At 67.0% G+C, this 21,367-nt stretch carries 22 protein-coding genes; 8 read left to right on the plus strand and 14 right to left on the minus strand.

Annotated elements, in window-relative coordinates:
- Positions 1-134: 134 nt before the first annotated feature.
- Positions 135-719, plus strand: a complete 585-nt coding sequence (locus tag WKR98_RS24455) for a DUF2889 domain-containing protein (protein WP_341434897.1) — start codon at positions 135-137, stop codon at positions 717-719.
- Here the strand turns inward: WKR98_RS24455 and WKR98_RS24460 are convergent.
- The 3 genes from WKR98_RS24460 to WKR98_RS24470 form a co-directional block, all read right to left on the minus strand.
- A complete protein-coding gene (locus WKR98_RS24460; protein ID WP_124690185.1) occupies positions 716-3,493 on the minus strand; it encodes a M16 family metallopeptidase in 2,778 nt (925 codons plus the stop codon). The two genes, WKR98_RS24455 and WKR98_RS24460, sit on opposite strands and share 4 nt — an antisense overlap.
- Positions 3,494-3,569: 76 nt before the next feature.
- Positions 3,570-4,742 (minus strand): vWA domain-containing protein, encoded by a 1,173-nt coding sequence (locus WKR98_RS24465; protein WP_124690184.1) that lies wholly within the window; start codon positions 4,740-4,742, stop codon positions 3,570-3,572.
- Positions 4,743-4,853: 111 nt separating this feature from the next.
- Positions 4,854-5,717 carry an AAA family ATPase gene (locus tag WKR98_RS24470; protein ID WP_130361724.1) on the minus strand — a complete coding sequence of 288 codons (864 nt, stop codon included), beginning with the start codon at positions 5,715-5,717 and terminating at the stop codon, positions 4,854-4,856.
- Between the two features lie 285 nt (positions 5,718-6,002).
- Here WKR98_RS24470 and WKR98_RS24475 point away from each other — a divergent pair, with 285 nt between their 5' ends.
- Both WKR98_RS24475 and WKR98_RS24480 read left to right on the plus strand, forming a co-directional pair.
- Positions 6,003-6,359, plus strand: a complete 357-nt coding sequence (locus WKR98_RS24475; RefSeq protein WP_341434898.1) for a c-type cytochrome — start codon at positions 6,003-6,005, stop codon at positions 6,357-6,359.
- Between the two features lie 11 nt (positions 6,360-6,370).
- A complete protein-coding gene (locus WKR98_RS24480; RefSeq protein WP_124690181.1) occupies positions 6,371-6,739 on the plus strand; it encodes a c-type cytochrome in 369 nt (122 codons plus the stop codon).
- Between the two features lie 188 nt (positions 6,740-6,927).
- Here WKR98_RS24480 and WKR98_RS24485 read toward each other — a convergent pair whose 3' ends face one another.
- From WKR98_RS24485 to WKR98_RS24500, 4 genes are all read right to left on the minus strand, one after another.
- Positions 6,928-7,908: a Bug family tripartite tricarboxylate transporter substrate binding protein gene (locus WKR98_RS24485; protein WP_341434899.1), complete on the minus strand. Its 981-nt coding sequence runs from the start codon at positions 7,906-7,908 to the stop codon at positions 6,928-6,930.
- Positions 7,909-7,935: 27 nt separating this feature from the next.
- The gene (locus WKR98_RS24490) at positions 7,936-9,492 is read right to left on the minus strand and encodes a sulfatase family protein (RefSeq protein WP_341434900.1); all 1,557 of its coding nucleotides are present in this window, start codon (positions 9,490-9,492) and stop codon (positions 7,936-7,938) included.
- A 111-nt stretch (positions 9,493-9,603) separates the two neighbouring features.
- Positions 9,604-10,491, minus strand: a complete 888-nt coding sequence (locus WKR98_RS24495; RefSeq protein WP_124690178.1) for a LysR family transcriptional regulator — start codon at positions 10,489-10,491, stop codon at positions 9,604-9,606.
- Between the two features lie 46 nt (positions 10,492-10,537).
- Positions 10,538-10,963 carry a DUF1841 family protein gene (locus WKR98_RS24500; protein ID WP_341434952.1) on the minus strand — a complete coding sequence of 142 codons (426 nt, stop codon included), beginning with the start codon at positions 10,961-10,963 and terminating at the stop codon, positions 10,538-10,540.
- A 140-nt stretch (positions 10,964-11,103) separates the two neighbouring features.
- On the opposite strand from WKR98_RS24500, the gene icd reads away from it, so the two are divergent.
- A complete protein-coding gene (icd, locus tag WKR98_RS24505) occupies positions 11,104-12,366 on the plus strand; it encodes an NADP-dependent isocitrate dehydrogenase (RefSeq protein ID WP_341434901.1) in 1,263 nt (420 codons plus the stop codon).
- 30 nt (positions 12,367-12,396) lie between these two features.
- Here the strand turns inward: icd and WKR98_RS24510 are convergent, their stop codons facing one another.
- The gene (locus tag WKR98_RS24510; RefSeq protein ID WP_124690176.1) at positions 12,397-13,371 is read right to left on the minus strand and encodes a Bug family tripartite tricarboxylate transporter substrate binding protein; all 975 of its coding nucleotides are present in this window, start codon (positions 13,369-13,371) and stop codon (positions 12,397-12,399) included.
- Positions 13,372-13,681: 310 nt separating this feature from the next.
- On the opposite strand from WKR98_RS24510, the gene WKR98_RS24515 reads away from it, so the two are divergent.
- From WKR98_RS24515 to WKR98_RS24530, 4 genes are read left to right on the plus strand one after another with little or no spacing between them, the layout of a single operon-like run.
- Positions 13,682-14,878 (plus strand): FAD-dependent oxidoreductase, encoded by a 1,197-nt coding sequence (locus tag WKR98_RS24515; protein ID WP_124690175.1) that lies wholly within the window; start codon positions 13,682-13,684, stop codon positions 14,876-14,878.
- On the plus strand, positions 14,875-15,786 hold the full coding sequence (locus WKR98_RS24520) for an isocitrate lyase/PEP mutase family protein (protein WP_341434902.1): 912 nt from the start codon (positions 14,875-14,877) through the stop codon (positions 15,784-15,786). The genes WKR98_RS24515 and WKR98_RS24520 overlap by 4 nt, the downstream gene beginning before the upstream one ends.
- Positions 15,783-16,397, plus strand: a complete 615-nt coding sequence (locus WKR98_RS24525; protein WP_124690174.1) for an isochorismatase family protein — start codon at positions 15,783-15,785, stop codon at positions 16,395-16,397. Before WKR98_RS24520 ends, WKR98_RS24525 begins: the two co-directional genes overlap by 4 nt.
- Positions 16,398-16,407: 10 nt before the next feature.
- Entirely contained in the window at positions 16,408-17,148 is a 741-nt protein-coding gene (locus WKR98_RS24530; RefSeq protein ID WP_124690173.1) for a maleate cis-trans isomerase family protein, read from the plus strand.
- A gap of 20 nt (positions 17,149-17,168) precedes the next feature.
- On the opposite strand, the gene WKR98_RS24535 is transcribed toward WKR98_RS24530, so the two are convergent.
- The 6 genes from WKR98_RS24535 to cydB all read right to left on the minus strand — a co-directional run bounded on the left by WKR98_RS24535 (position 17,169) and on the right by cydB (position 21,364).
- Positions 17,169-17,900 (minus strand): GntR family transcriptional regulator, encoded by a 732-nt coding sequence (locus WKR98_RS24535; RefSeq protein WP_341434903.1) that lies wholly within the window; start codon positions 17,898-17,900, stop codon positions 17,169-17,171.
- A 74-nt stretch (positions 17,901-17,974) separates the two neighbouring features.
- Positions 17,975-19,111 (minus strand): PepSY-associated TM helix domain-containing protein, encoded by a 1,137-nt coding sequence (locus WKR98_RS24540; RefSeq protein WP_124690171.1) that lies wholly within the window; start codon positions 19,109-19,111, stop codon positions 17,975-17,977.
- A 41-nt stretch (positions 19,112-19,152) separates the two neighbouring features.
- Complete coding sequence (locus WKR98_RS24545; RefSeq protein ID WP_124690170.1) at positions 19,153-19,365, minus strand: hypothetical protein; 213 nt, start codon at positions 19,363-19,365, stop codon at positions 19,153-19,155.
- 95 nt (positions 19,366-19,460) lie between these two features.
- Complete coding sequence (locus WKR98_RS24550; protein WP_341434904.1) at positions 19,461-20,066, minus strand: class I SAM-dependent methyltransferase; 606 nt, start codon at positions 20,064-20,066, stop codon at positions 19,461-19,463.
- A gap of 27 nt (positions 20,067-20,093) precedes the next feature.
- Complete coding sequence (gene cydX, locus WKR98_RS24555; protein WP_087841421.1) at positions 20,094-20,189, minus strand: cytochrome bd-I oxidase subunit CydX; 96 nt, start codon at positions 20,187-20,189, stop codon at positions 20,094-20,096.
- Positions 20,190-20,209: 20 nt separating this feature from the next.
- A complete protein-coding gene (cydB, locus tag WKR98_RS24560) occupies positions 20,210-21,364 on the minus strand; it encodes a cytochrome d ubiquinol oxidase subunit II (RefSeq protein ID WP_341434905.1) in 1,155 nt (384 codons plus the stop codon).
- Between the last annotated feature and the right edge of the window lie 3 nt (positions 21,365-21,367).

The following is a 21,367-nucleotide window of genomic DNA, read 5'->3' on the forward strand; positions in this document are numbered from 1 at the left end:
GGGCGGGCCCGCGGATTCGGCCGCGCGGGCCCGTGCCTCTACAATAGCCCGCACATGCGGGCGCCGCGGGCATGGATCCGCGCCGCGCCGTCGCGTCGCCGACCGCTTCGGCGCCAGCCAGGAAGCCTGCCATCATGCCTTTACCGGAACCCTCCGCCCGCCGCTCCGTCCACCACCGCGTCATCGACATGCAGACCTACGCCCGCGAGGACGGTCTTTACGACGTGGAGGCCCGGCTGGTCGATCGCAAGCCTTTTCCCTTCCAGCTCATGAGTTCGGACGAACCGCTGCCCGCGGGAGAGGCGCTGCACGACTTGTGGATACGCCTGACCGTGGATGACGCGTATGTGATCCGGGACATCGTCGCGGCGTCGGATTCGACGCCCTGGCCGCTATGCAAGGAAGCGACGGACACGTTGCGGGTGCTGATCGGCGAGCGCATTGCCCGGGGCTGGACGGCCATGGTCAAGGACCGGCTGCGCGGCGCGGCCAGTTGTACCCACTTGATGGAAATGCTGGTGCCGATGGCGACCACGGCGTTGCAGGGCATACGCGGATTGCAGCGCGACATGCCCCTGCTGGTGGGCGAGGAGCGGGCGCGGGAGAAGATCGATTCCTGTTTCGCCTTCGGCCGCGACCGGGAGGTGGTGAAGATGCTCTGGCCGCAGCATGCGGCCGAGAGGCCCGATGGACGGGCCTCTCGAGGGCGCCCGGACTAGGGCTTGAAGGTTCCCGCCACCGCGGTGCTGAAGTCCTCGGGCTTGAAGTACTTGCGCAGCGCCGCGTTGACCTGCTGGGCGGTCAGTGCCTTGAGCTTGCGGTCGGATTCCGCCGCGAAGGCGAAGGTGCGGTCCAGGTCCAGGTAATCCGACCAGGCTCCCACCAGCCGCCGGTCTTGCGCGCGGGCCAGGTGGCGCAGGTTCATCAGCGAATCGATGCCATCCTTGACCTCGGCCGCGCTGAAACCTTCGCGCAGCACGCGCTCGGATTCCTCCTTGATGGCCGTTTCCAGCCGCGCCCGGTTGCTGGGCGCGTAGATGGCGTACAGCGTCCACTGGCCCGAGGGCTCGTAGGACGAGGCGGCCAACTGGCTGCGCACGTTGTACGAAAGGCCTTCGCGCTCGCGTACCCGCATCCACAGCCGCGAGGTCTCGGAACTGCCCAGCAGGTAGTTGGCCAGCATGGCCGCGGGGTAGTCCGGGTCGGTATCCTGCAGCTTGATCGGCATGGTCGACAGGTAGAAGGCGTTGGCCTTGTCGGGCAGCGAGACGTCGAAACGCTTGGCCGGTACCGTGTGGTACGGATCGTCCACGCGGGTATAGGCGGGAGCCTGCTTCCAGCCTTGCAGGCCCTTGGTCAGGGACTGCTCGACCGCGGCCGGATCGAAGTCGCCCACGGCGGCCAGCCGTACGCGGCCCGCTCCGTAGAAGCGGTCATGGAACTGCACCAGCGCGTCGCGCGTCAGCGCCTTGTAGGCGGCCTCCTGCTCGTCGAAGCTCGGGGTGTAGCGCAGGTCGTCGGCAGGCCAGGGATTGTCGTGCCGCGCCAGGGTCTGCTGCGCGACCGCCGTGGGCTCCTGCCGGGCGCTTTCCACCGAGGCCAGGCCGCGGCGGCGGTACTCGTCCAGTTGATCCTCGGGGAAGCTGGCATTGCGCAGGACGTCCAGCGCGAGTTCCAGCGTGGCGGGCAGGTTGTCGCGGGTGGTGGAGATGTCGACCACCGCGCTGGTGCCGCCGCCGCCGAAGCCGACGTCCGCCCGCAAGGCGTCGAAACGGTCCTCGATCTGCTGGCGCGTCATCGTGGCGGTGCCGTTGTCGAGCAGGGCGCCCACGGCGCGGGAGATGTCGCGCTGGCCGCGCAGCGTCTGGGCATCGCCGAACTGCACCACCAGCCGGGCGTTGACCAGATGGCCGCGCGTCGACTTGGGCAGCAGCGCCAGCTTGACCGGCCCGTTGGGCAGGTCCAGGGTCTTGCGCTGGGTGCGGGCGTCGATGTTGGCCGGGGTGGCGTCGAAGGCCTCGGCCTGCACGAAATCGGTGTCGCCCTTGTAGCCCTTCAGCTCGGCCTGCAGGTCCAGGGGCTGTGGCGCGGGCGCGCGCTGGGGACCGTCCGTCGGGATGTAGGTGCCCAGGGTACGGTTCGATTGCAGCAGATAGCTTTCGGCCACGCGCTGGACGTCGGCCAGTTTCAGGTCGCGGACGCGGTCGCGCGTCACGAAGAACAAGCGCCAGTCGCCCTGGGCGATGCTTTCGGACAGCGATACGCCCACCTTCTGCGGGTCGCTGTAGGCCATGTCCCAGTCCTTGAGCCAGCGGGTGCGCGCGCGCTCCAGCTCTTCGCTGGTGATCGGCTGCGTCTTGATGGACTCGATGGTCTCCAGCATCTTGTCGCGCGCGGCGTCCAGGCTGGCGCCGGGCTGCAACTGCGCGCCCATCATGACCATGCCGGGGTCGTACATGCCGAAGGTGAAGCCGAAGGTCGAGGCGGCCAGCTTGGTTTCGACCAGCGCCTTGTACAGCCGGCCCGAGGGCGCGTCGCCCAGGATGCTGGCCAGCATTTCCATGGCCGCGGAATCGGCCGCGCCGCCCTGCGGCGTGTGGTACATGGCCGCGACCATGGGCGAGCCGCCGGAGCGGCGCAGCGTGACGCTGCGTTCGCCGTCCTGGACCGGTTCCTCGGTGTACAGGCGGGGCAGGGTGCGCTTGGGCTTGGGGATCTTGCCGAAGGTGCGGGCGATGACCGCCAGCGTCTTGGCCTCGTCGAACTGGCCCGAGACGATCAGCACCGCGTTGTCCGGCTGGTAGTAGGTGCGGTAGAAGGCCTGCAGGCGGCCGATGTCGACGTTCTCGACGTCCGAGCGCGCGCCTATCGTGGTCTTGCCGTAGTTGTGCCACTGATAGGCCGTGGCCATCATCTTGCTCATCAGCACGCGGAACGGGTTGTTCTCGCCGCTTTCCATCTCGTTGCGGACCACGGTCATTTCCGAGTCCAGGTCCTTGCGCGCGATCAGCGAGTTGACCATGGCGTCGGCCTGCCAGCCCAGGTACCAGTCCAGGTTGGCCTCGTTGGCGGCGAAGCTGGCGAAATAGTTCGTGCGGTCGGTCCAGGTGCTGCCGTTGGCCTGCAGGCCGCGGCGCGAGAACTCGGACAGCGCGTTGCGCATGGTGGGCGTGCCCTTGAACAGCATGTGTTCCAGCAGGTGCGCCATGCCGGTCTCGCCGTAGTTCTCCTGGCGCGAGCCCACGAGATAGGTCATGTTGACGGTGGTGGTCGGCTTGGACTGGTCGGGCGCCAGCAGGACGCGCAGGCCGTTGTTCAGCCGGTATTCGTTGATGCCCTCGACCGAGGTGAGCTTCTGTACGCCGGCGGGCACGGCGGCCTGCGCTTGCGCCGCCTGGGTGGCCGGCGGCAGCAGGGTGGCCAGGGACAGGGCCACGCAGGCGAAGGCCCGGCCCAGGGGGCCGGAGCGGTTGGCGGTGAGCGATGATGGCATGGGCGGACTCGAACCGTTCAGGAAGTGGATTGGAGTGCCGGACCGCGACAACGTTCCCGCCGCGCGGCCCGGAGGGCTACTTGGACAACAGCCGCATGGCCTGTTCCAGGCCGTTCAGCGTGACCGGATACATGCGGCCCTGCATCAGTTTCCGGATGATGTCGGTGGATTGGCGGTAGGGCCACAGGCCCTCCGGCTCGGGGTTGAGCCAGGCGAAACGGGGAAAGGCCGCGGCCATGCGCTGCAGCCAGACCGCGCCGGCCTCGGTGTTGTGGTATTCCACCGAGCCGCCCGGCTGCAGGATCTCGTAGGGGCTCATGGTGGCGTCGCCGACGAAGATCAGGCGCCAGTCCGGGTTGTACTTGCGCAGTACGTCCCAGGTGTGGGCACGCTCGGCGTGGCGCCGGCGGTTGCTTTGCCAGACCCAGTCGTACAGGCAGTTGTGGAAATAATAGACTTCCAGGTGCTTGAACTCGCTGCGCGCGGCCGAGAACAGTTCCTCGATCCGCTGGATGTGGCTGTCCATCGTGCCGCCCACGTCCAGCATCATCAGCACCTTCACCGTGTTGTGCCGCTCGGGCACCATGCGGATGTCCAGGTGCCCGGCGTTGCGCGCGGTGCTGCGTATCGTGTCGTCCAGGTCCAGTTCCAGGTCGGCGCCTTCGCGGGCGAAGCGGCGCAGCCGCCGCAGGGCCACCTTGATGTTGCGCGTGCCCAGCTCCACCTGGTCGTCGTAGTCGCGGAAGCTGCGCATGTCCCAGGCCTTGACCGCGCTGTGGTTGCCGGCGCTGTCCTGGCCGATGCGGATGCCCTCGGGGTGGTAGCCGCCGCTGCCGAAGGGCGAGGTGCCCCCCGTGCCTATCCACTTGCTGCCGCCCTCGTGGCGTTCCTTCTGCTCCTCCAGCCGCTGGCGGAACAGTTCCATCAGCTTGTCCCAGCCCAGCTTCTCGATCGCGGCCTTGTCCTCGGCCGACAGCTCGCGCATGAAGCGCTGCACCAGCCATTCGGCCGGGATCTCCTTGCCCGGCGGGAAGGCCGCCTCGATGCCCTTGTAGTAGCTGGCGAAGGCCCGGTCGTAGCGGTCGAACTGGCTTTCGTCCTTGACCAGCGTCATCCGGGCCAGCAGATAGAACTCGTCCACCGACGGCGCGATCACCCGGCGCGACAGCGCCTCCAGCAGCGTCAGGTACTCGTTGATGGAGACCGGCAACTGGTGCTTGCGCAGATGGTAAAAAAAATCAATGAGCATGGGTTTGACGCCAAGCCGGTGTTTTTCTATCCAGGGCACAGCGGATCCGGCTTTGCCGGTCCGCCAGTGCCGCCCCCTTGAGGGGGCGCGCGAAGCGCGTAGGGGGTGGGTTCATCTTCTAGCCATGAGAACGAGGCGTTCGAAAAGGTGGACGTCTTGTTCGTTTTTCAGCAGCGCGCCGTGCAGCGGGGGTACGGCGGCTTCGCGGTCGTTGCTTTTCAGGGCTTCCGGGGGGATGTCCTCGGCCAGCAGGACCTTGAGCCAGTCCAGCAGTTCGGACGTGGACGGCTTCTTCTTCAGGCCCGGGGTTTCGCGCAGCTGGAAGAAGCTGTCCAGCGCCGCCGACAGCAGTTCCTTCTTCAGGCCGGGGTAGTGGACCCCGACGATGCGCTCCATGGTTTCCTTCTCGGGAAACCGGATGTAGTGGAAGAAACAGCGCCGCAGGAAGGCGTCCGGCAGGTCCTTCTCGTTGTTGGAGGTGATGATGACCAGCGGCCGGTGCACGGCGCGCACGGTTTCCCGCGTCTCGTACACGTGGAATTCCATGCGGTCCAGCTCGCGCAGCAGGTCGTTGGGGAATTCGATGTCGGCCTTGTCGATCTCGTCGATCAGCAGCACCACCGGCTCGGGCGAGGCGAAGGCCTGCCACAGCACTCCGCGCACGATGTAGTTCGTGATGTCGCGCACCTTCTCGTCGCCCAGCTGCGAATCGCGCAGGCGCGAGACCGCGTCGTACTCGTACAGCCCCTGGTGCGCCTTGGTGGTGGACTTGATGTGCCATTGCAGCAGCGGCCGCCCCAGCGCCCGGGCCACTTCCTCGGCCAGCATGGTCTTGCCGGTGCCGGGTTCGCCCTTGATCAGGAGCGGGCGCTCGAGCGTGAGCGCGGCATTGACGGCAAGCGTCAGGTCGTCGGTGGCGACGTAGGTGTCGGTGCCCTGGAAGCGGGCGGCGGACGGCGAGACGGACTGGGGCATGGTCGGGCTGGCGGTAGGGCCCCGCAGGGGCGAAGCACCCAGTATAAGAAAAGTCCGGACGGGCAGGGGGCGCCGGCGCCCGTCCCCGCAAAGGGACGGACGGAGGTTGTTCCTGATGTATCATTAGGGGTTAAATAAAGACGGAAACCGGACTTCAGTACAACAATACGGTTTCCCGATGGAATAAAACGGAGACGCTTCGTTGGCCTGTGGGGGCCGGGCGTTGCCGCTCAGTCGTTTCGCCGCCCGGTATCGGGATTTCCTTGATTCTGATAGAGCGTTCTAATGAAGTTGAGCATAACGAAGCGGGCGCTGCCCGCGTTGGCCGCCCTGGCCGCCTGTGCGGTCGTCGGCTCGGCCGTGGCCCAATCGGCTCCGGCCACCATCACGGGCAACGCCGATGCCGCCCGTGACAAGAATTCCATGTGCATAGGCTGCCATGGCATTCCTGGCTACAAGTCCAGCTTTCCCGAGGTCTATCACGTTCCGATGATTGCTGGGCAGAACGCCAAGTACATCGAGGCGGCGCTGAAGGAATACGCCAGCGGCGCCCGGACGCATCCTTCCATGGTTGGCATCGCCAAGAGCCTGTCCGAGCAGGACATCGCCGATCTGGCCGCCTATTACTCCAGCCTGAAGTGAGCCGTCCGACCATGAAGACCACCCTGCGCCTTTCCTTCCTCGTCGGCAGCGCATTGCTCTCGCTGTCGGCCGCCCAGGCCGCTGGCGACATCGCCGCCGGCAAGGCGGTGTTCGACCGCATCAACTGCGCCTCGTGCCATGGTGCCGATGCCAAGACCTCCATCGATCCCAGCTATCCCCAGCTGGCGGGCCAGCATTCCGACTACCTCGCGCATGCGCTGAAGGCGTATCGCCGTGGCCAGTCCAATGCCGCGCCGTCGGCCAACATCCGCAAGAATCCCATCATGGGCGCCTTCGCCGTCCAGCTGTCCGACAAGGACATCGAGGATGTGGCGGCGTATCTGTCCAGCCTGCCGGGTAACCTGGCTGTACGGAAGTAATAGGACCCCCTACGCGCTGACGCGCGCCCGGAATAGCGGGCCCCAGCCGCTATGCGGCAGCCCCCAAGGGGCCGGGCCCCGCCTTGGGGCGGCCCGGCGCCGGGTCCCGAGGGGCGATGCGGGTGGACTGGCGGAGCCGGATCCACCGCATCCTGGGTCTTCCATTTCGCTCCTGTGTGGAGCCTTGCTTATTCGGGCAGCAGGCCGGTTTGCCGGGTGATGCGTTGCCAGGTGGCGTGTTCGTGTTGCAGGAACTGGCGGTTCTGGTCGGCGGTGGACAGGGCCGGGTCGGTGTCCAGGCCCAGGGAGGCCAGGTGCCGGGCGATTTCCGGCTTGGCCAGCAGCGTGTCGAGTTCCCGGTTCAGGCGCGCCACGATGGAAGCGGGCGTGCCGGCGGGCGCCGCGAGCATGTGCCAGCCGGCCAGTCCGAAGCCGGGAAAAGTTTCTCCCAGGGCCGGAACGTCCGGCATCGACGGCAGCCGCGATGCGGTGCTGACCGCCAGGGCCTTCAACCGGCCTTGCCCGACATGATTCATCACCACGATGGCAGGCAGGACGACGAGGTCGGTCCGGCCGGCTATGGTGTCCTGCAGCGCTTCCGAGGATTTCGAATAAGGCACCGTGGTCCAGCGGGCCCCTGACATCGATTCCAGTGTGTTGGCCAGTATGCCCGAGAAGGTCTTGGCGCCTTCGGTCGCGACCCGAGGGCCGGCGCCGTCCTTGCCGGGGGCCGACAAGGCCTCTTTCAGCGTCGATGCCTTCAGCCCGGCGGTGGCCGCGATCATGAACGGGCTGTAGCCGATGAACCGGATGGGGATGAAGTCCTTGACGGGATCGTAGGGCAGTCCCTTGATCGTATAAAGATTGCTGACCAGGGCGCCGGTGGTGCCGTAGAACAGCGTGTAGCCATCAGGCGAGGCGCGGGTGACGGCCTGGGCGCCGATGATGTTCTGGCCGCCGGGCTTGTTTTCTATCACGATCGGCTGGGCCCAGCCGCGGGCAAGCTGGGTCGCGATGTATCGCGCCACGATGTCGGTGCTCGAGCCGGGCGCGTGCGAGACGACCAGCTTGACCGGCCGCGTCGGCCAGTCGTCGCCCAGGGCGGGTGATTGCCAGGCGAGCGGGGCAAGGCCTGCGCAAAGCAGCCAGGATGTTGCGAAGCGGGGCATGTTGTCTCCTTGTCAGTATTTTGTCCGTCACGCCACGGCCAGCGGCGACAGGGCGGTGTCCGGGTGCGCCATGGCCTGGCGCAGCAACTGCTGGATCAGGGCGTCGCGGATGTCGCGGTGGGCGGCGCTGTCCCAGAGGTTGGCGCATTCGAGCGGATCGTCCAGGCGGTCGTAGAGTTCGCCCCATTCCACGCCGTCATACACGCTGAGCCGGTAGCGGGGATGGACCAGGGTTCGCATCCGGACGGGGGCGTCGAAGCCGAAATAGGTCCGTTGGCCTTCCTCTTCGATCAGCACCGCGTCGCGGGCCTGGAACGGCCGCGCCTGGATCGAGGGCAGGAAGGACATGCCCTGCATGCCGTTGCAGGCCTCGACGCCCGCTGCCTTCAGGATCGTGGGGGCGATGTCGATGGTCGAGAGCAGACCGTCTTCCCGGATGCGCCGGGCGTTGGGTCCGGACCAGATGAGCGGCGTGCGTATCAGGCTGCGGTAGTGCAGCGAGCCCTTGAACAGCAGTTGATGATCGCCGCCGTATTCGCCGTGGTCGGCCGTGAAGATCACCACCGTATTGTCGGCCAGCCCGCATTCCTCCAGGGTCTGCAGCACGCGGCCGATGTTCGCGTCGATGAAGCTGATCGAGCCGTAGTTCAGCGCGGTCGCTTCCCGGACTTCCCGTTCCGTGGCGGCAAAGCAGGCCATGGAGGTCTTGTGGGCGCGCCCCGCGTCGCGCTGCCGGCGCAGCCACGCCAGGTGGGGCGGCGGAGTGTCCGAGCGGTAGGAGGCGGGCAGCGCCATGTCCTCCGGACGGTACATGTCCCAGTATCGGCCCGGCGGCGTATAGGGATGGTGCGGGTCCGGAAACGAGGCATACAGGAAGAACGGCGCATCGTTCCGCGCATAGGCGCGCAGACGGTCGCAGGTCCGCTCGGCTACCCACGCGCTGGGGTGCAAGGCTTCGGGTACGCGCGTGCGCCAGGCCTGGCCGACCGCAGCCAGTTCGTAGTCGCTGGGCAGGGCATTGGACCGGCCGATCCATGTTTCCGCGTCGGCGCACTTACCGCGCAGCCATTGCCGGTAGTGGCCGTTGATGTCGTCGCCATGTTCGATGCCGATCTCCGCATGGCCGAAGCCGTAGTAGGGCAGGCTCATGGGGTGTTCGTGGCCGCGCCAGCTGGCGACGCTTTCCTGCAGATAGTCCCCGGGGTAATGCCGGGCGCCGTCACGGGCCCGGCGGGGCGTCCTGGGATCGGGAAGCGGCGCATGGTCCGTCATGGTCTGGAGATGCGACTTGCCGATCAGTGCCGTGGCGTAGCCGGCCTCGCGCAGCAACTCCGGGAAGGTTACGGCTTCCAGCCCCAGCGGCAGGCCGTTGTGGCGGACGCCGTGGGCCGAAGGCATGCGGCCGGTCATCAGGCTGGAGCGGTTGGGCATGCAGATCGGCGTGGCGACGTAGGTGTTCGAGCTGGTCCAGCCCCGCTCGGCGAGCCGGTCGATATTCGGGGTCCGCACCGTGGTGTTGCCGTAGCAGCCGAGGTGATCGGCGCACAGCTGGTCGACGATGAACATCAGGAAATTGGGCCGCATGCTTAGCTTCGTGGAAGGAAGGGTCTCGGAGCCGAGATCCTAGCGGCTGGGGCCGGCGAGCCGGTAATAGGAAGTTTTGAGAGCGCCATCACCCCGCGTGATGGCGGGCAGTCAAGCCTGGCTTGCCAGCGTGGCCTTCATGATGCGCTCGGCCGCGATGACGGCATGGGATTTGGGCAGGTCGGGGCAGGCGCGCACGACGACGCGGCGGGAGAAGGCGGGGTGGGCGATGCGCCGGACGACCAGCGACGTGCCTCGCGTCAGCGTGCCCGCCAGTCCTTCGGGCAGCAGGGTGGAGAATTGGCCGGCTTCGCACAAGAGGAGGAGGGAGGAAATGTCCTCCACGCCGCCCATGATGTTCAGCCGGAGTTTCCGGGCCTGGGCCAGGGCAAGCAGCGACTGGTGCAGGGGCTGTGCCATGGACAGCAGCAGGGGAAAGTCCTGGAGGCTCGGCAGTTCCAGCGGCGGGGTTCCGCCGGCATGGCTGGCCGGCGTCACCAGGCAGATGTTTTCCTCGTACAGATGCGCGTCGGATTCTCCCCGCTCGTCACTGGCCAGCACCAGCATGGCCAGGTCCAGTTCGCCGCGGCGCAGCCGCTGAGCCAGGGCGTCGGAATAGCCCACCACCAACTGGGGCTGGATGCCGGGGGCCTCCTGGCGCAGGCGGGTGAACAGCGGGGCGCAGGCGACCGGCGCGGCGCTGTGCAGGATGCCTATGCGCACCGGGCCGCTGGCGGTGTCCAGGGTGGACTGGATGGCAGCCTTGGCCCGGTCGATCTGCCTGAGGATGGCCAGCGCATGGTGCAGCAGTTCCGTTCCCGACGTGGTCGGGACCACGCCCGTGGGGCCGCGGGTGAACAAAGGCGTGCCGAGTTCGGTTTCCAGGGCCGCCAGGGCCTGGCTCAAGGCCGGCTGGACCACGTGCAGGCGCCGCGCCGCCGCGGAAAGGCTGCCCTGCTGGGCAATGGCGACGAAATATCGGAGCTGCTTGACGTCCATGTCGTGGCCGGCCTGCTGAAGGACCGCGTGGCGGGGATGCGGCGGCCTACGAGCCGGCGCGTTGGCGGATCAGTTCGATATAGGCATCGGTATCGAGCGGCGTGCCCAGGCGCTGGGCTTCCCACACGACGCGGCCCAGGCATTCCATGATTTCGTGCGCGGCGTCGTGGGCGCCCTTGCGCTGGGCGAGCCGCTGGTAGGCGTCGCGGATGCCGGGCGGATGGTCGATCGACAATTGTTCGGCGATCGCCAGGTGCATGGACAGGTGCAGGAAAGGGTTGGTGCGGCCGGCTTCGACGCTGTAGTCGGCCTGGGCAGCCTCGGGATTTTCCAGGTCGCCGTGGTATTCCGGGTGTTCCAGGATCCAGTCCAGCGCGGTCGCCTCGAGCGGCGTCAGGACTTCGCCGGCGCGATGCTTGCGCCACGTCTCGGCGAAGAACTGGCGGACCTGGTCTCGGGTAGGGTTGAACATCATCGGAACATTGTACCCGCCGAGCCTGTCCGGTCCGCCGTTGCCCGCGTGGCGCCGGTCCGCCGAATACGGGATAATTCCAGGCCTGTGCCAGGGCCGCGACGCGGCTTGCTTCAACGATCGTTCCGGAAACACGCCGCATGTCTTCCTACAAGCATATCCAGGTGCCCGTCCAGGGCAGCCGCATCACCGTCAACGCGGATTTCTCCCTTAACGTGCCCGACCAGCCCATCGTCGCCTATATCGAAGGCGACGGCACCGGGCGCGATATCACGCCGGTGGCGCTCAAGGTCATCGACGCGGCCGTGGCCAAGGCCTACGGCGAGGCCCGCCGCATCCACTGGGTGGAAATCTACGCCGGCCGCAAGGCCACCACGCTGTACGGCGAAGGCGGCTGGCTGCCCGACGAGACCGTGGCCGCGTTGCGCGAGTTCGTCGTGGCGATCAAGGGGCCGCTGGGCACGCCGCCGGGCGGCGGCTTCCGGTCCTTGAACGTGATGATGCGGCAGGCGCTGGACCTGTACGTCTGCCTGCGGCCCATCCAGTACCTGCGCGGGGTGCCGTCGCCGTTGAAGCAGCCGGAAAAGACCAACATGGTCATCTTCCGCGAGAACTCCGAGGACATCTACGCCGGGATCGAATACGCCGCGGGTTCGCCCGAGGCGGTGGAGCTGATCACGGTGCTGGAGGAAAAGCTCGGAGCCAAGCACCTGCGCTTCCCGGCCACCTCGGGCATCGGCATCAAGCCCGTGTCGCGCGAGGGGACCGAGCGCCTGGTGCGCAAGGCCATCCAGTACGCCCTGGACCACGACCGCCGTTCGGTCACGCTGGTGCACAAGGGCAACATCATGAAGTACACCGAGGGCGCGTTCCGCGACTGGGGATACGAGATCGCCCGCCGCGAATTCGCCGCCGAGACCATCGACGCGGGGCCGTTCTGCCGCATCCGCAACCCGCGCACCGGCCGGGACATCCTCATCAAGGACTGCCTGATCGACGCGTTCTCGCAAACCATGCTGCTGCGCCCGGTCGAGTTCGACGTGATCGCCACGCCCAACCTGAACGGCGACTATCTTTCGTCGGCGCTGGCCGCGCAGGTGGGGGGCGCCGGCATTGCCCCGGGCGCGAACATGAGCGATTCGGTGGCCGTGTTCGAAGCCACCCACGGCACGTCGGCGAAGTACGCCGGCAAGGACTACGTCAATCCCAGCTCCGAGATCCTGTCGGGCCGCATGATGCTGCAGCACATGGGCTGGCACGAGGCGGCCGAACTGATCCTGCCGGCCATGGAGCGCACCATCCAGTCCAAGCGCGTGACCTACGATTTCGCGCGGCAGATGGAAGGCGCGACCCAGGTGTCGTGCTCGGGATTCGGGGAATCGGTCATCGCCAACATGGCCTGAGTCCAAGGGGGCGAGCCCCCTTGGCGGCGGTCATTTGTTGCGCTTTTCCAGCAGAGGATCGATGCGGCGCCGTTCGTCGGCCAGGAAGCTGGCGAAGGCGGCCGAGCCGGGTTCCATGGTCGCCGCGCCGCCGTCGACGAATATCTTATTGACCTTGGGGTCGGCCAGGGCCTGCGCCGTGGCCTGTTCCAGCTTGGCGACTACCGCTGCGGGCGTGCCCTTGGGGGCGAACAGCCCGAACCATCCATTGAAGTCGAAGTCGGGCATGTTCAGGGCCTCGGCCACGGTCGGCACGTCCGGCAGTAGCGGCGAGCGGACCTTGGACGTGACGGCCAGCGCGCGCAGCCGGCCTTCCTTCAGGAAGGGGGCGGCCACGGGCGTATTGACGAATCCCATCTGCAGCGTGCCGCCCAACAGGTCGGTCATGGCCTGGGCATTGCCGCGGTAGGGGGTATGGGTGAAGCGCGCGCCCGTGCGCGCCGACAGCATTTCGCCGGCGATGTGGGTCGAGGTGCCTTCGCCTGGGGATCCGTAGACGAAGCGGTCGGGCGCCTTCTTGGCGGCGGCGATGAGCTCGGCCAGGGTCTTGACCGGCACTGTCGAATTGACCGTGACGACGTTGGTCATCTTCGACACTCCCGAGATAGGAATGAAATCGGTGGCGGGGTTGAACGACAGATCGGGGAAGAGGTGCGGATTAGCCACCATGGGCAGGCCGTTGAGCAGAATGGTGTAGCCGTCCGGCTTGGCGCGCGCCACGTACTCCGTGCCGATATTGGTGCCCGCGCCCGGCTTGTATTCGATGACGATGGGCTGGCCCAGCGTCACGCTCATGTGCTCGCTGATCGCGCGGGCGAACACATCCGAGGATCCGCCCGCGGCACCGCCGATGATCATGCGGATCGGGCGGGAAGGGTAGGCGTCGTCGGCGTGGGCCAGGGGACCGGCGCCGAGGGCCGCGGTAGCCAGGGCGAGACAGCAGGCCTTGAGAAGCTTGGTGCGCATGGTGCGTATTCCTCAAACGTGGGGGAGCGGTTCGGTACAGGCACGAGGCGTGCCAGGCAGCTGTGTGTCCATGGTAGGAAGGGCTCTTTTTGTACACAATCGGTGTTAATCCGTAATTCCGGGATTAAAGATCGATAGGGTCGGAGAGTTTGAGTCCGTTCTCTATAGGTTCCAGGATTGGTGCAGTTTTCCCTTGTTTTGTGCGCATTTTGACGAGTTCTCTCCATGTCGGTGAGGCAAATGCAATGGCTGGACTTTTTCGCTCGTTCGTATCACTATTCGAATGGATTGTGTACAAAATGAGCGGAAAATGGCTAAGGCAAAGGTTCTGGTGGCTGGGGCGGGCCCGGTGGGGCTGGTCAGCGCGATGGTGCTGGCCGAGGCGGGCGTGGACGTGGAAGTGTTCGAGCGCAACGCCGACGTCATGGAGGATTTGCGGGCGTCGACCTTCCATCCTCCCACCCTCGACATGCTGGCGCCCTACGGTATCTCGGACGTGCTGGTGGCCTCGGGCCTGAAGGCGCGGATGACTCAGCAGCGCGACCGGCGCAAGGGCCTGATCGCCGAGTTCGACCTGGAACGCCTGGCCGGCAGCACGCGCTATCCGTTTCGTCTGCAGTGCGAGCAGTGGAAGCTCAATGCCGAACTGGTCAGGAAGCTGGAAAACCATCCCCGTGTGACACTGCGCTTCGGCTGCGCCGTCGAGGCGGCGCGGCAGGACGAGGAGTCAGCCACGATCCGGATCCGGACGGCGGGCGGCATGGAAGACGTGCGCGGCGACTACCTGATCGGCGCGGATGGCGCCTGGAGCACGGTCCGCCGCAGCCTGGGCATCGAGTTCGAGGGCTATACCTATCCCGAGCGCTTCCTGGTCGTTTCCACCGATTTCCCGTTCGAGTCGCACTTCGACAACCTGTCGTGGGTGAACTATGTGTCGGACCCCGACGAGTGGTGCGTGATGTTGAAAGTGCCATCGCTGTGGCGGGTGCTGTTTCCCACCGCCGAACATGAGTCGGACGAGCACGTGCTGTCGGACGAGGTCATCGAGGCCCGTCTGCAGGGCCTCCTGCCCCGCGCCGGCGCCTACGAGATCGTCCACCGCACGCTCTACAAGGTGCATCAACGCGTGGCAAGCCGGTTCCGGCTGGGACGCGTGTTGCTGGCGGGCGATGCCGCGCACATCAACAATCCCCTGGGCGGCATGGGCATGAACGGCGGCGTGCACGACGCCTTCAATCTTGCCGCCAAGCTGATCGAGGTCATCACGGGACGGGCGCCGGACAGCCTGCTGGATCAGTACGAGCGTCAGCGGCGCACGGTCGCCATCGAATACATCAACGCCAACACGGCCCGCAACAAACAGCTCATCGAAGAGCGCGACGAGTCCGTCCGTTCGCGCATTCATGCCGAATTGCGCGCCACGGCCGCGGACCCCGAGGCCGCGCTGGCCTACATCCGCAAGACGTCGATGTTCGACGCGCTGGAGCGGGCCGGGAGCATCGCGTGAACAATGGCTATGCGACGCGCCCGCCCTCGGCGCGACGGCAGCGGCTGCGCGCGGCGCTGGCCGGCCCCGGGCCCATCGTCGCGCCCGGCGTCCACGATCTGATCTCGGTACGGCTGGCGGAGCGGGCGGGATTCGAAGCGCTGTTCATGAGCGGCTACGGCGTGGTCGCGGCGGCCCTGGGCCTGCCGGATGCCGGCCTGGCCAACGGCACCGACATGCTGGACCGGGTCCGGCAAATGGCGATGGTCAGCGAGGCCGCGTTGATCTGCGACGCGGATACCGGCTACGGCGGGCTGATCAACGTCATGCATACCGTGCGCGGCTACGAGCGCGCGGGCGCCGCGGCCATCCAGCTGGAAGACCAGGTCTATCCCAAGCGCTGCGGCCACATGCGGGGCCGCAAGGTGGTGCCGGCCGCCGAGATGGAGGCGCGCATCAAGGTGGCGCTGGACACGCGCGAGGACGCTGGCACGGTGATTATCGCCCGCACCGATGCGCGCACCGGCCTGGGCCTGGGCCTGGACGAGACGCTGCGCCGCGCCGAGCGCTACGCGCGCGCCGGCGCCGACGTGGTGTTCGTCGAAGGGCCGGAGTCGCGCGACGAGATCCGCGCGTTCGCCGGCTGCATGGGGGTTCCTCTCATGGTCAACATGGGGCATGGCGCGCGGCTGCCGCTCATGACTCCGGACGAGCTCCATGAACTGGGCGCCAGGCTCGTCATCTATCCGACGGCCGCGCTGCTGGCGTCGGCGCAGGCCTGCGCCGACGCGTACGGGGCGCTGGGCGAGGGCCGCCTGCCCATTGGGCCCTGCTATCCGTTCGCCGATTTTTCCCGACTGATGGGTTTCGACTGGGTAGAACGTTTCGATGCCCGGTATCGTACGCTCGACGAAGAGGGACAGGCATGAGCGAAATCGACGTCTATGAACGGCAAGGGCTGGGCCGGCCGTCGGGTGTGGGGCGGCGCTGTGGGCTGGTGCTGGTCGATTTCGTGAACGGATTCGTCGATCCAGCGCTGCTGGGCGGCCGCCACGTGGCCGATGCGGCCGAGCGCTCGCTGACCCTGCTGCAGGCCTTCCGCGGCCTGGGACTGCCCGTGGCGCACAGCCGCGTGGTGTTCGCCGACGACGGCAGCGACCACAATGTGTTCTGCCGCAAGGCGCCCGCGCTGACCCGCTTCACCGAGAACGCCGAGTGTTCGCAGATCCTGTCCCTGCTCGCGCCCGAGCCTGGAGAGCGTATCGTGCGCAAGCAGAGCGCATCCGCCTTCTTCGCCACGGGCCTGGCCGACTGGCTGCGCGCACGGGGCGTGGATACCGCCGTGGTGGTGGGCTGCACGACCAGCGGCTGCGTGCGCGCCACGGCCATCGACGCCATGCAGCACGATTTCATGACGGTGGTGGTGGAGGACTGCGTGGGCGATCGCGCGCAGGGCCCGCACCAGGCCAGCCTGTTCGACTTGCGGCAGAAGTACGCGGACGTGATGGACCGCGACGCGCTGCTTGCCGCCATTTCTTGAGGAGTCCAAGATGGATCACCTGGGTTACCGGATGAAGTTCGGGGTATTGGGACCGTCCACGAATACCATCGTGCAGCCGGATTTCGATGATATGCGGCCGGTCGGGGTCACCAATCACTACAGCCGTATCGAGATCCCCGACATGAGGGTGGACGACAACGAGGATTTCCTGCGTCTGGTGGAAGCGATTTCGTCCAACACGCTGCATGCGGCGGAAGTCCTCAAGAGCTGCGAGATGCAGTACCTCGTCATGGGGATGTCGGCCGTGACCTTCTGGAACGGCCGCAAGGGCGCCGAGGACTACCTGCGGGGCATACGCGAGCGCGCCGGCGTCGAGGTCAGCTGCGGTTCTTTCGCGCTGGAGGCGGCGCTGCACGCCTACGGCGCCAGACGCGTGGCGTTCCTGTCGCCGTACTTTCCGGTGGCCAATGCCGAGGTGCGGCGTTTCTTCGAAGACTGCGGCTTCACCGTGGTGCGCGATATCTGCCTGCGTCGCCCCAGCCCGGTCCTGATCGCGCACACCACCGACCAGATGTGCCGCGAGGCGATACGCGAACTCGATGGCGACGACGTCGATGCCATCGTGCAGGTTGGCACCAACCTGTCCATGGTGAGGCTGGCTGCGGCGGCCGAGCTGTATCTGGACAAGCCCGTGATCGCGATCAACGCCGCCACTTACTGGCATGCCCTGCGCCAGGTCGGCATTCCCGACAAGGTCCAGGGGCTGGGCCGGCTGTTGTCGCACTACTGACGCAGAGCGCGCCGCAGGGCTCAATCCTGGGCGGCGTGGGGATGTTCGAGCAGCGCGAACTGCGCGGACCGCAGATGGCAGTGCATGACGGCGCGCGCCCACGCGGGATCGCGCGCCGTGAAGGCGTCGAGCAATTCGCGATGATGCTGGAAGGTGCGTGCCAGGCGCTCGCGGTCATAGCTGCGCCGCGTGCCCAGGATGACCTTGATCTCGACGGCCTTGGCGCGCATGCTGCGCAGGCGTGGGTTGCCGGCCGCATCGTAGATCAGCGCATGGAAGCGCCGGTTCAGGGTGCTGATGCGGTCGAGGTTGACGGGGCTGACGTCCGGCCCGCGCGATTCCATCTCGTCCTGGACCTCGCGCAGTTCCGCCAGCGTCGCCGCATCCATGCGTTCGGCCGCCAGCGCGGCCAGTTCCGATTCGACTAGGATGCGCGCCGCATAGATCTCGCGGATTTCCGGAGCCGACCAGATCCGCACGGTGGCGCCGGCGTTGGGTCGCAGCACCAGGAAGCCATCGGCCACCAGCAGCCGTATGCCTTCGCGCACAGGAGTGCGCGACAGCCCCAGCGCCTCAGCGACTTCCTTTTCCGTGATGCGCGCGCCCTCGGGATAGCGGCCGGCCAGGATGCCGTTGCGCACGTGGGCGTATGCCTGCTGCACGGAGGCCGGCCGCGAGGACAGGTCCGAGAACGAATAGATGTCGGGCGAAATCGCCGGATGGGCGTCGGGGGAAGGTGCGGGGTGGGACATGCACGCGGCAACCAAGCTGGGTGTGGCTACTATAGCGGATCGCCACACCCGCGCGGGCTGTTCCGAGGCTGTCGCTAGGCCGTGGCGCGCGTGTTCCGGGCCGTAGCGGCGGCCGGTTGCCGCCTCTTCACCCACAGGTACAGCCCACTGCCCAGCACGATGATCGTGGCCAGATCCAGCAGCGCCCACAGGATCTTCATGGGCATGCCGCCGTAGTCGCCGAAGTGCAGCGGCTGGGATACCAGCAGTGCCGTCAGGTACCAGGGCAGCTTGGGCGAGGCGGTGACCTCGGCGGTCTGGGCGTCGATCAGCACCGGCTGCAACAGCTTGGAAGTAAGCGGCTCGTTGCCGGCCAGGAAGAAGGTGTTGTGGTGCGGACTGGAGAAAGCCGTGCCGGGGAAGGCGATGAAGGACAGCCGGGTGTGCGGCGCGACGGCCATCGCGGCTTCCATCGAGCTCTGCAGCGAGGCACGCTGGGCGGGCGGCGTGACCGGCTGGCCCTGGTAGGGCGCCAGCAGCGCGCTCAACTGGTCGTACTGCCAATACTTGATCATCAGGTCGGCCCAGGTGTTGATCATGCCGGTGCCGCCCACGACGAAGGCCCAGACCAGCGTGACCACGCCCAGCAGGTTGTGCAGGTCCAGCCACTTGACGCGGGGCGCGCGGTGCCGCCGCACGTCGCCGAATTCCAGTTTCTTCATGAAGGGCCCGTACAGCACCGCGCCGGTGACGATGGCCACCAGCAGCAGAAGCCCCATGAAGCCCAGGAACAGCTTGCCCGCCAGCCCCGCGAACAGGTCCACGTGCAGCTTGAGCATGACGTACATGAATCCTTCGTCGAAGCGCGGTTCGGCCAGTACTTCGCCGGTGCGGGCATCCACCGCCACCGAGCGGAAGTCGTCGGTGGGCGCGGGCGTGGGGGTGAGCGTGACGAACCAGACGCGGTCGTCTTCCTCGTCCTGCGAGACGAACTGGATGACGCGATCGGGATGGCGTGCCTGCGCGACCTCCAGCACCCGGTCCAGGCTGACACGGGCCCGGTCGTCCGTCCGGTCGGGCGCCTCGACCTCGGTGCCCAGCAGGTGGCCCAGTTCGTGATGGAAGATCAGCGGCAAGCCGGTCAGGCATAGCAGCAGCATGAACAGCGTGCAGATCAGGCTGCTCCATTTGTGCAGCCAGGACCAGGTCTTCAGGGCACGGGCGGAGGGCATGGGTCAGGGTTCCTGGAAGGGCGGGAAGAGCGCGCGGCCTGTCATGCGCGCCTGCGGGTCGAGGCGTGGAAACGCGGGCGGTCGGGCTGGCGCCGCAGGCCGAACCACAGCATGGTGGCGACCGGGACGCCCAGTCCCGCCCAAGACCAGGCGTCGCCCCAGCTATCGGAAACCAGGGCGGAAATGAGTCCTGTCGCGGTCAGCGCGCCCAGCACGAGCGGCCATCCCCAGATACGGAGGGTGGAGGTGGACATGGGTTTCCCGTCTTGAATAAGGAAAAGGCAAATAATAACTATTCTTATTCTAGAAGGGAAATGCCGGATACGCCCAGGTGGTACCCGAAAGGGATTCAGACGGTGGGCTTGCGGCCCACGTAGCGGGTCACGAAGGCCGGCCCGCGGTGCCCGTCCCCTTCGTCCAGTTCCACCTCGCCTTCCCAGCCCTGCACTTCCTCGAGCAGGCCGCTGAAATCCGCGCGTATCGTGGCGAGGTCGCTCAGCATGTCGGCGTCGCGGGGGCCGCCGCTCTGGTAGGCCAGTTGGCGGGGATGGAAGGACTCCAGGACCAGCCAGCCGCCGGGAGCCAGCGCGCCCGCCAGGCGCCGGTGGGCGTCGGCCCGGAAGGCGCTGGGCAGGTGGACGTAGACCAGCACGACCGCGGCACAGGTGGCGGGAGGCGGCGCCCAGGCCGCCAGGTCCGCGTTCAGCGTGGTGATGGTGACGCCCCGGTTCGACGCCAGGGCCAGCGCCTTGTCCAGGCCGACCTGCGAATTGTCGACCGCCAGCACCTGATGCCCGCGCTCGGCCAGCCACACGCTGTTGCGGCCCTCGCCGTCGCCGGGCAATAGCACCCGGCTGCCCGCCGGCAGGCGGGGTTCCTGCTCGGCCAGGAAGCGGTTGGGCGCGGTTCCGTACTTGTAGCCAGGTTCGGAAAAGCGTTGATCCCAAGTCTTCATACTGCTCGATATCTCCGATGGAAGGACTTACTCGTCTTGCTCTCTGAGCTCGTACCACATGGCGTTCAGGACGGCGAACGTCGCCGCCAGACCCAACCCCAGTATCCAGGAAAAGTACCACATGCTCGTTCCTCCCAGGTGCGTCAGTAGGCGTGATTGCCGGGATCCTTCACGGACGCTTCGTCGACCTTGCCCCACAGGACCCGGTAGACCCAGGACGTGTAGGCGACGATGAGCGGGATGAAGATTCCCGATGCGACCAGCATGATGAACAGCGTCAGGTGGCTGGACGAGGCATCCCAGACCGTCAGGCTGGCTCGCGGGTCGGCGGACGAGGGCAGCAGGAACGGAAAGATCGAGACGCCCACGCTCAGGATGATGCCCAGGATGGCCAGTGAACTTGCCAGCAGCGCGCCGATCTCGCTGCGCAGCCGGAGCAGCAGCAGGGCCAGCGCCGAGCCCGCCAGGCCGGCGGCCGGCGCCAGCATCAGCCACGGGTGGGCCGCGTAGTTGTCGAACCAGGCACCCGAGGCGATTTCGGCCGTCTTGCGCAGCGGATTGGACGAACCCAGCGGGTCGATGGTGCTGGTGATGCGGTAGCCGTCCACCCAGGCCCACAGCGCGATGCCGCCCAGCGCGAACAGCAGCAGCGTCAGGAACGCCGCCACGCTGCCGTAGCCGCGGGCGCGTTCGGCCACCTCGCCACGCGTCTTCAGGACCAGCCAGCACGCGCCCTGCGTGAGCAGCATCGTGACCGACACCAGGCCGCACAGTAGGGCGAAGGGGGACAGCAGTCCGAAGAAGCTGCCGTCGTAGAAAATGCGCAGGTCGCCGTCGAGCCGGAACGGCACGCCCAGCAGCACGTTGCCCATCGCCACGCCCAGGATCAGCGAGGGTACCAGGCCGCCGGCGAACAGCGCCCAGTCCCAGGTCGTGCGCCAGCGCGTGCTTTCGCGCTTGCTGCGGTACTTGAAGCCCACCGGCCGCAGGATCAGCGCGAACAGGATGGCGAACATCGCGAGGTAGAAGCTGGAGAAGGACACCGCGTACAGCGGCGGCCAGGCGGCGAAGATCGCGCCGCCGCCCAGGATCAGCCAGACCTGGTTGCCTTCCCACACGGGACCGATGGTGTTGATGACCACGCGCCGTTCGACGTCGGTGCGGCCGACGAAGGGCAGCAGCATGCCCGTCCCCAGGTCGAAGCCGTCGGTCAGCGCGAACGCGATCAGCAGGATGCCCAGCAGCGCCCACCAGATCAGGCGCAGCACGTCGTAGTCGATGAGTGTGTGCAGAATCATGGC

The sequence above is a fragment of the Pigmentiphaga sp. YJ18 genome, assembly GCF_038066655.1.
GTDB lineage: Bacteria > Pseudomonadota > Gammaproteobacteria > Burkholderiales > Burkholderiaceae_B > Pigmentiphaga.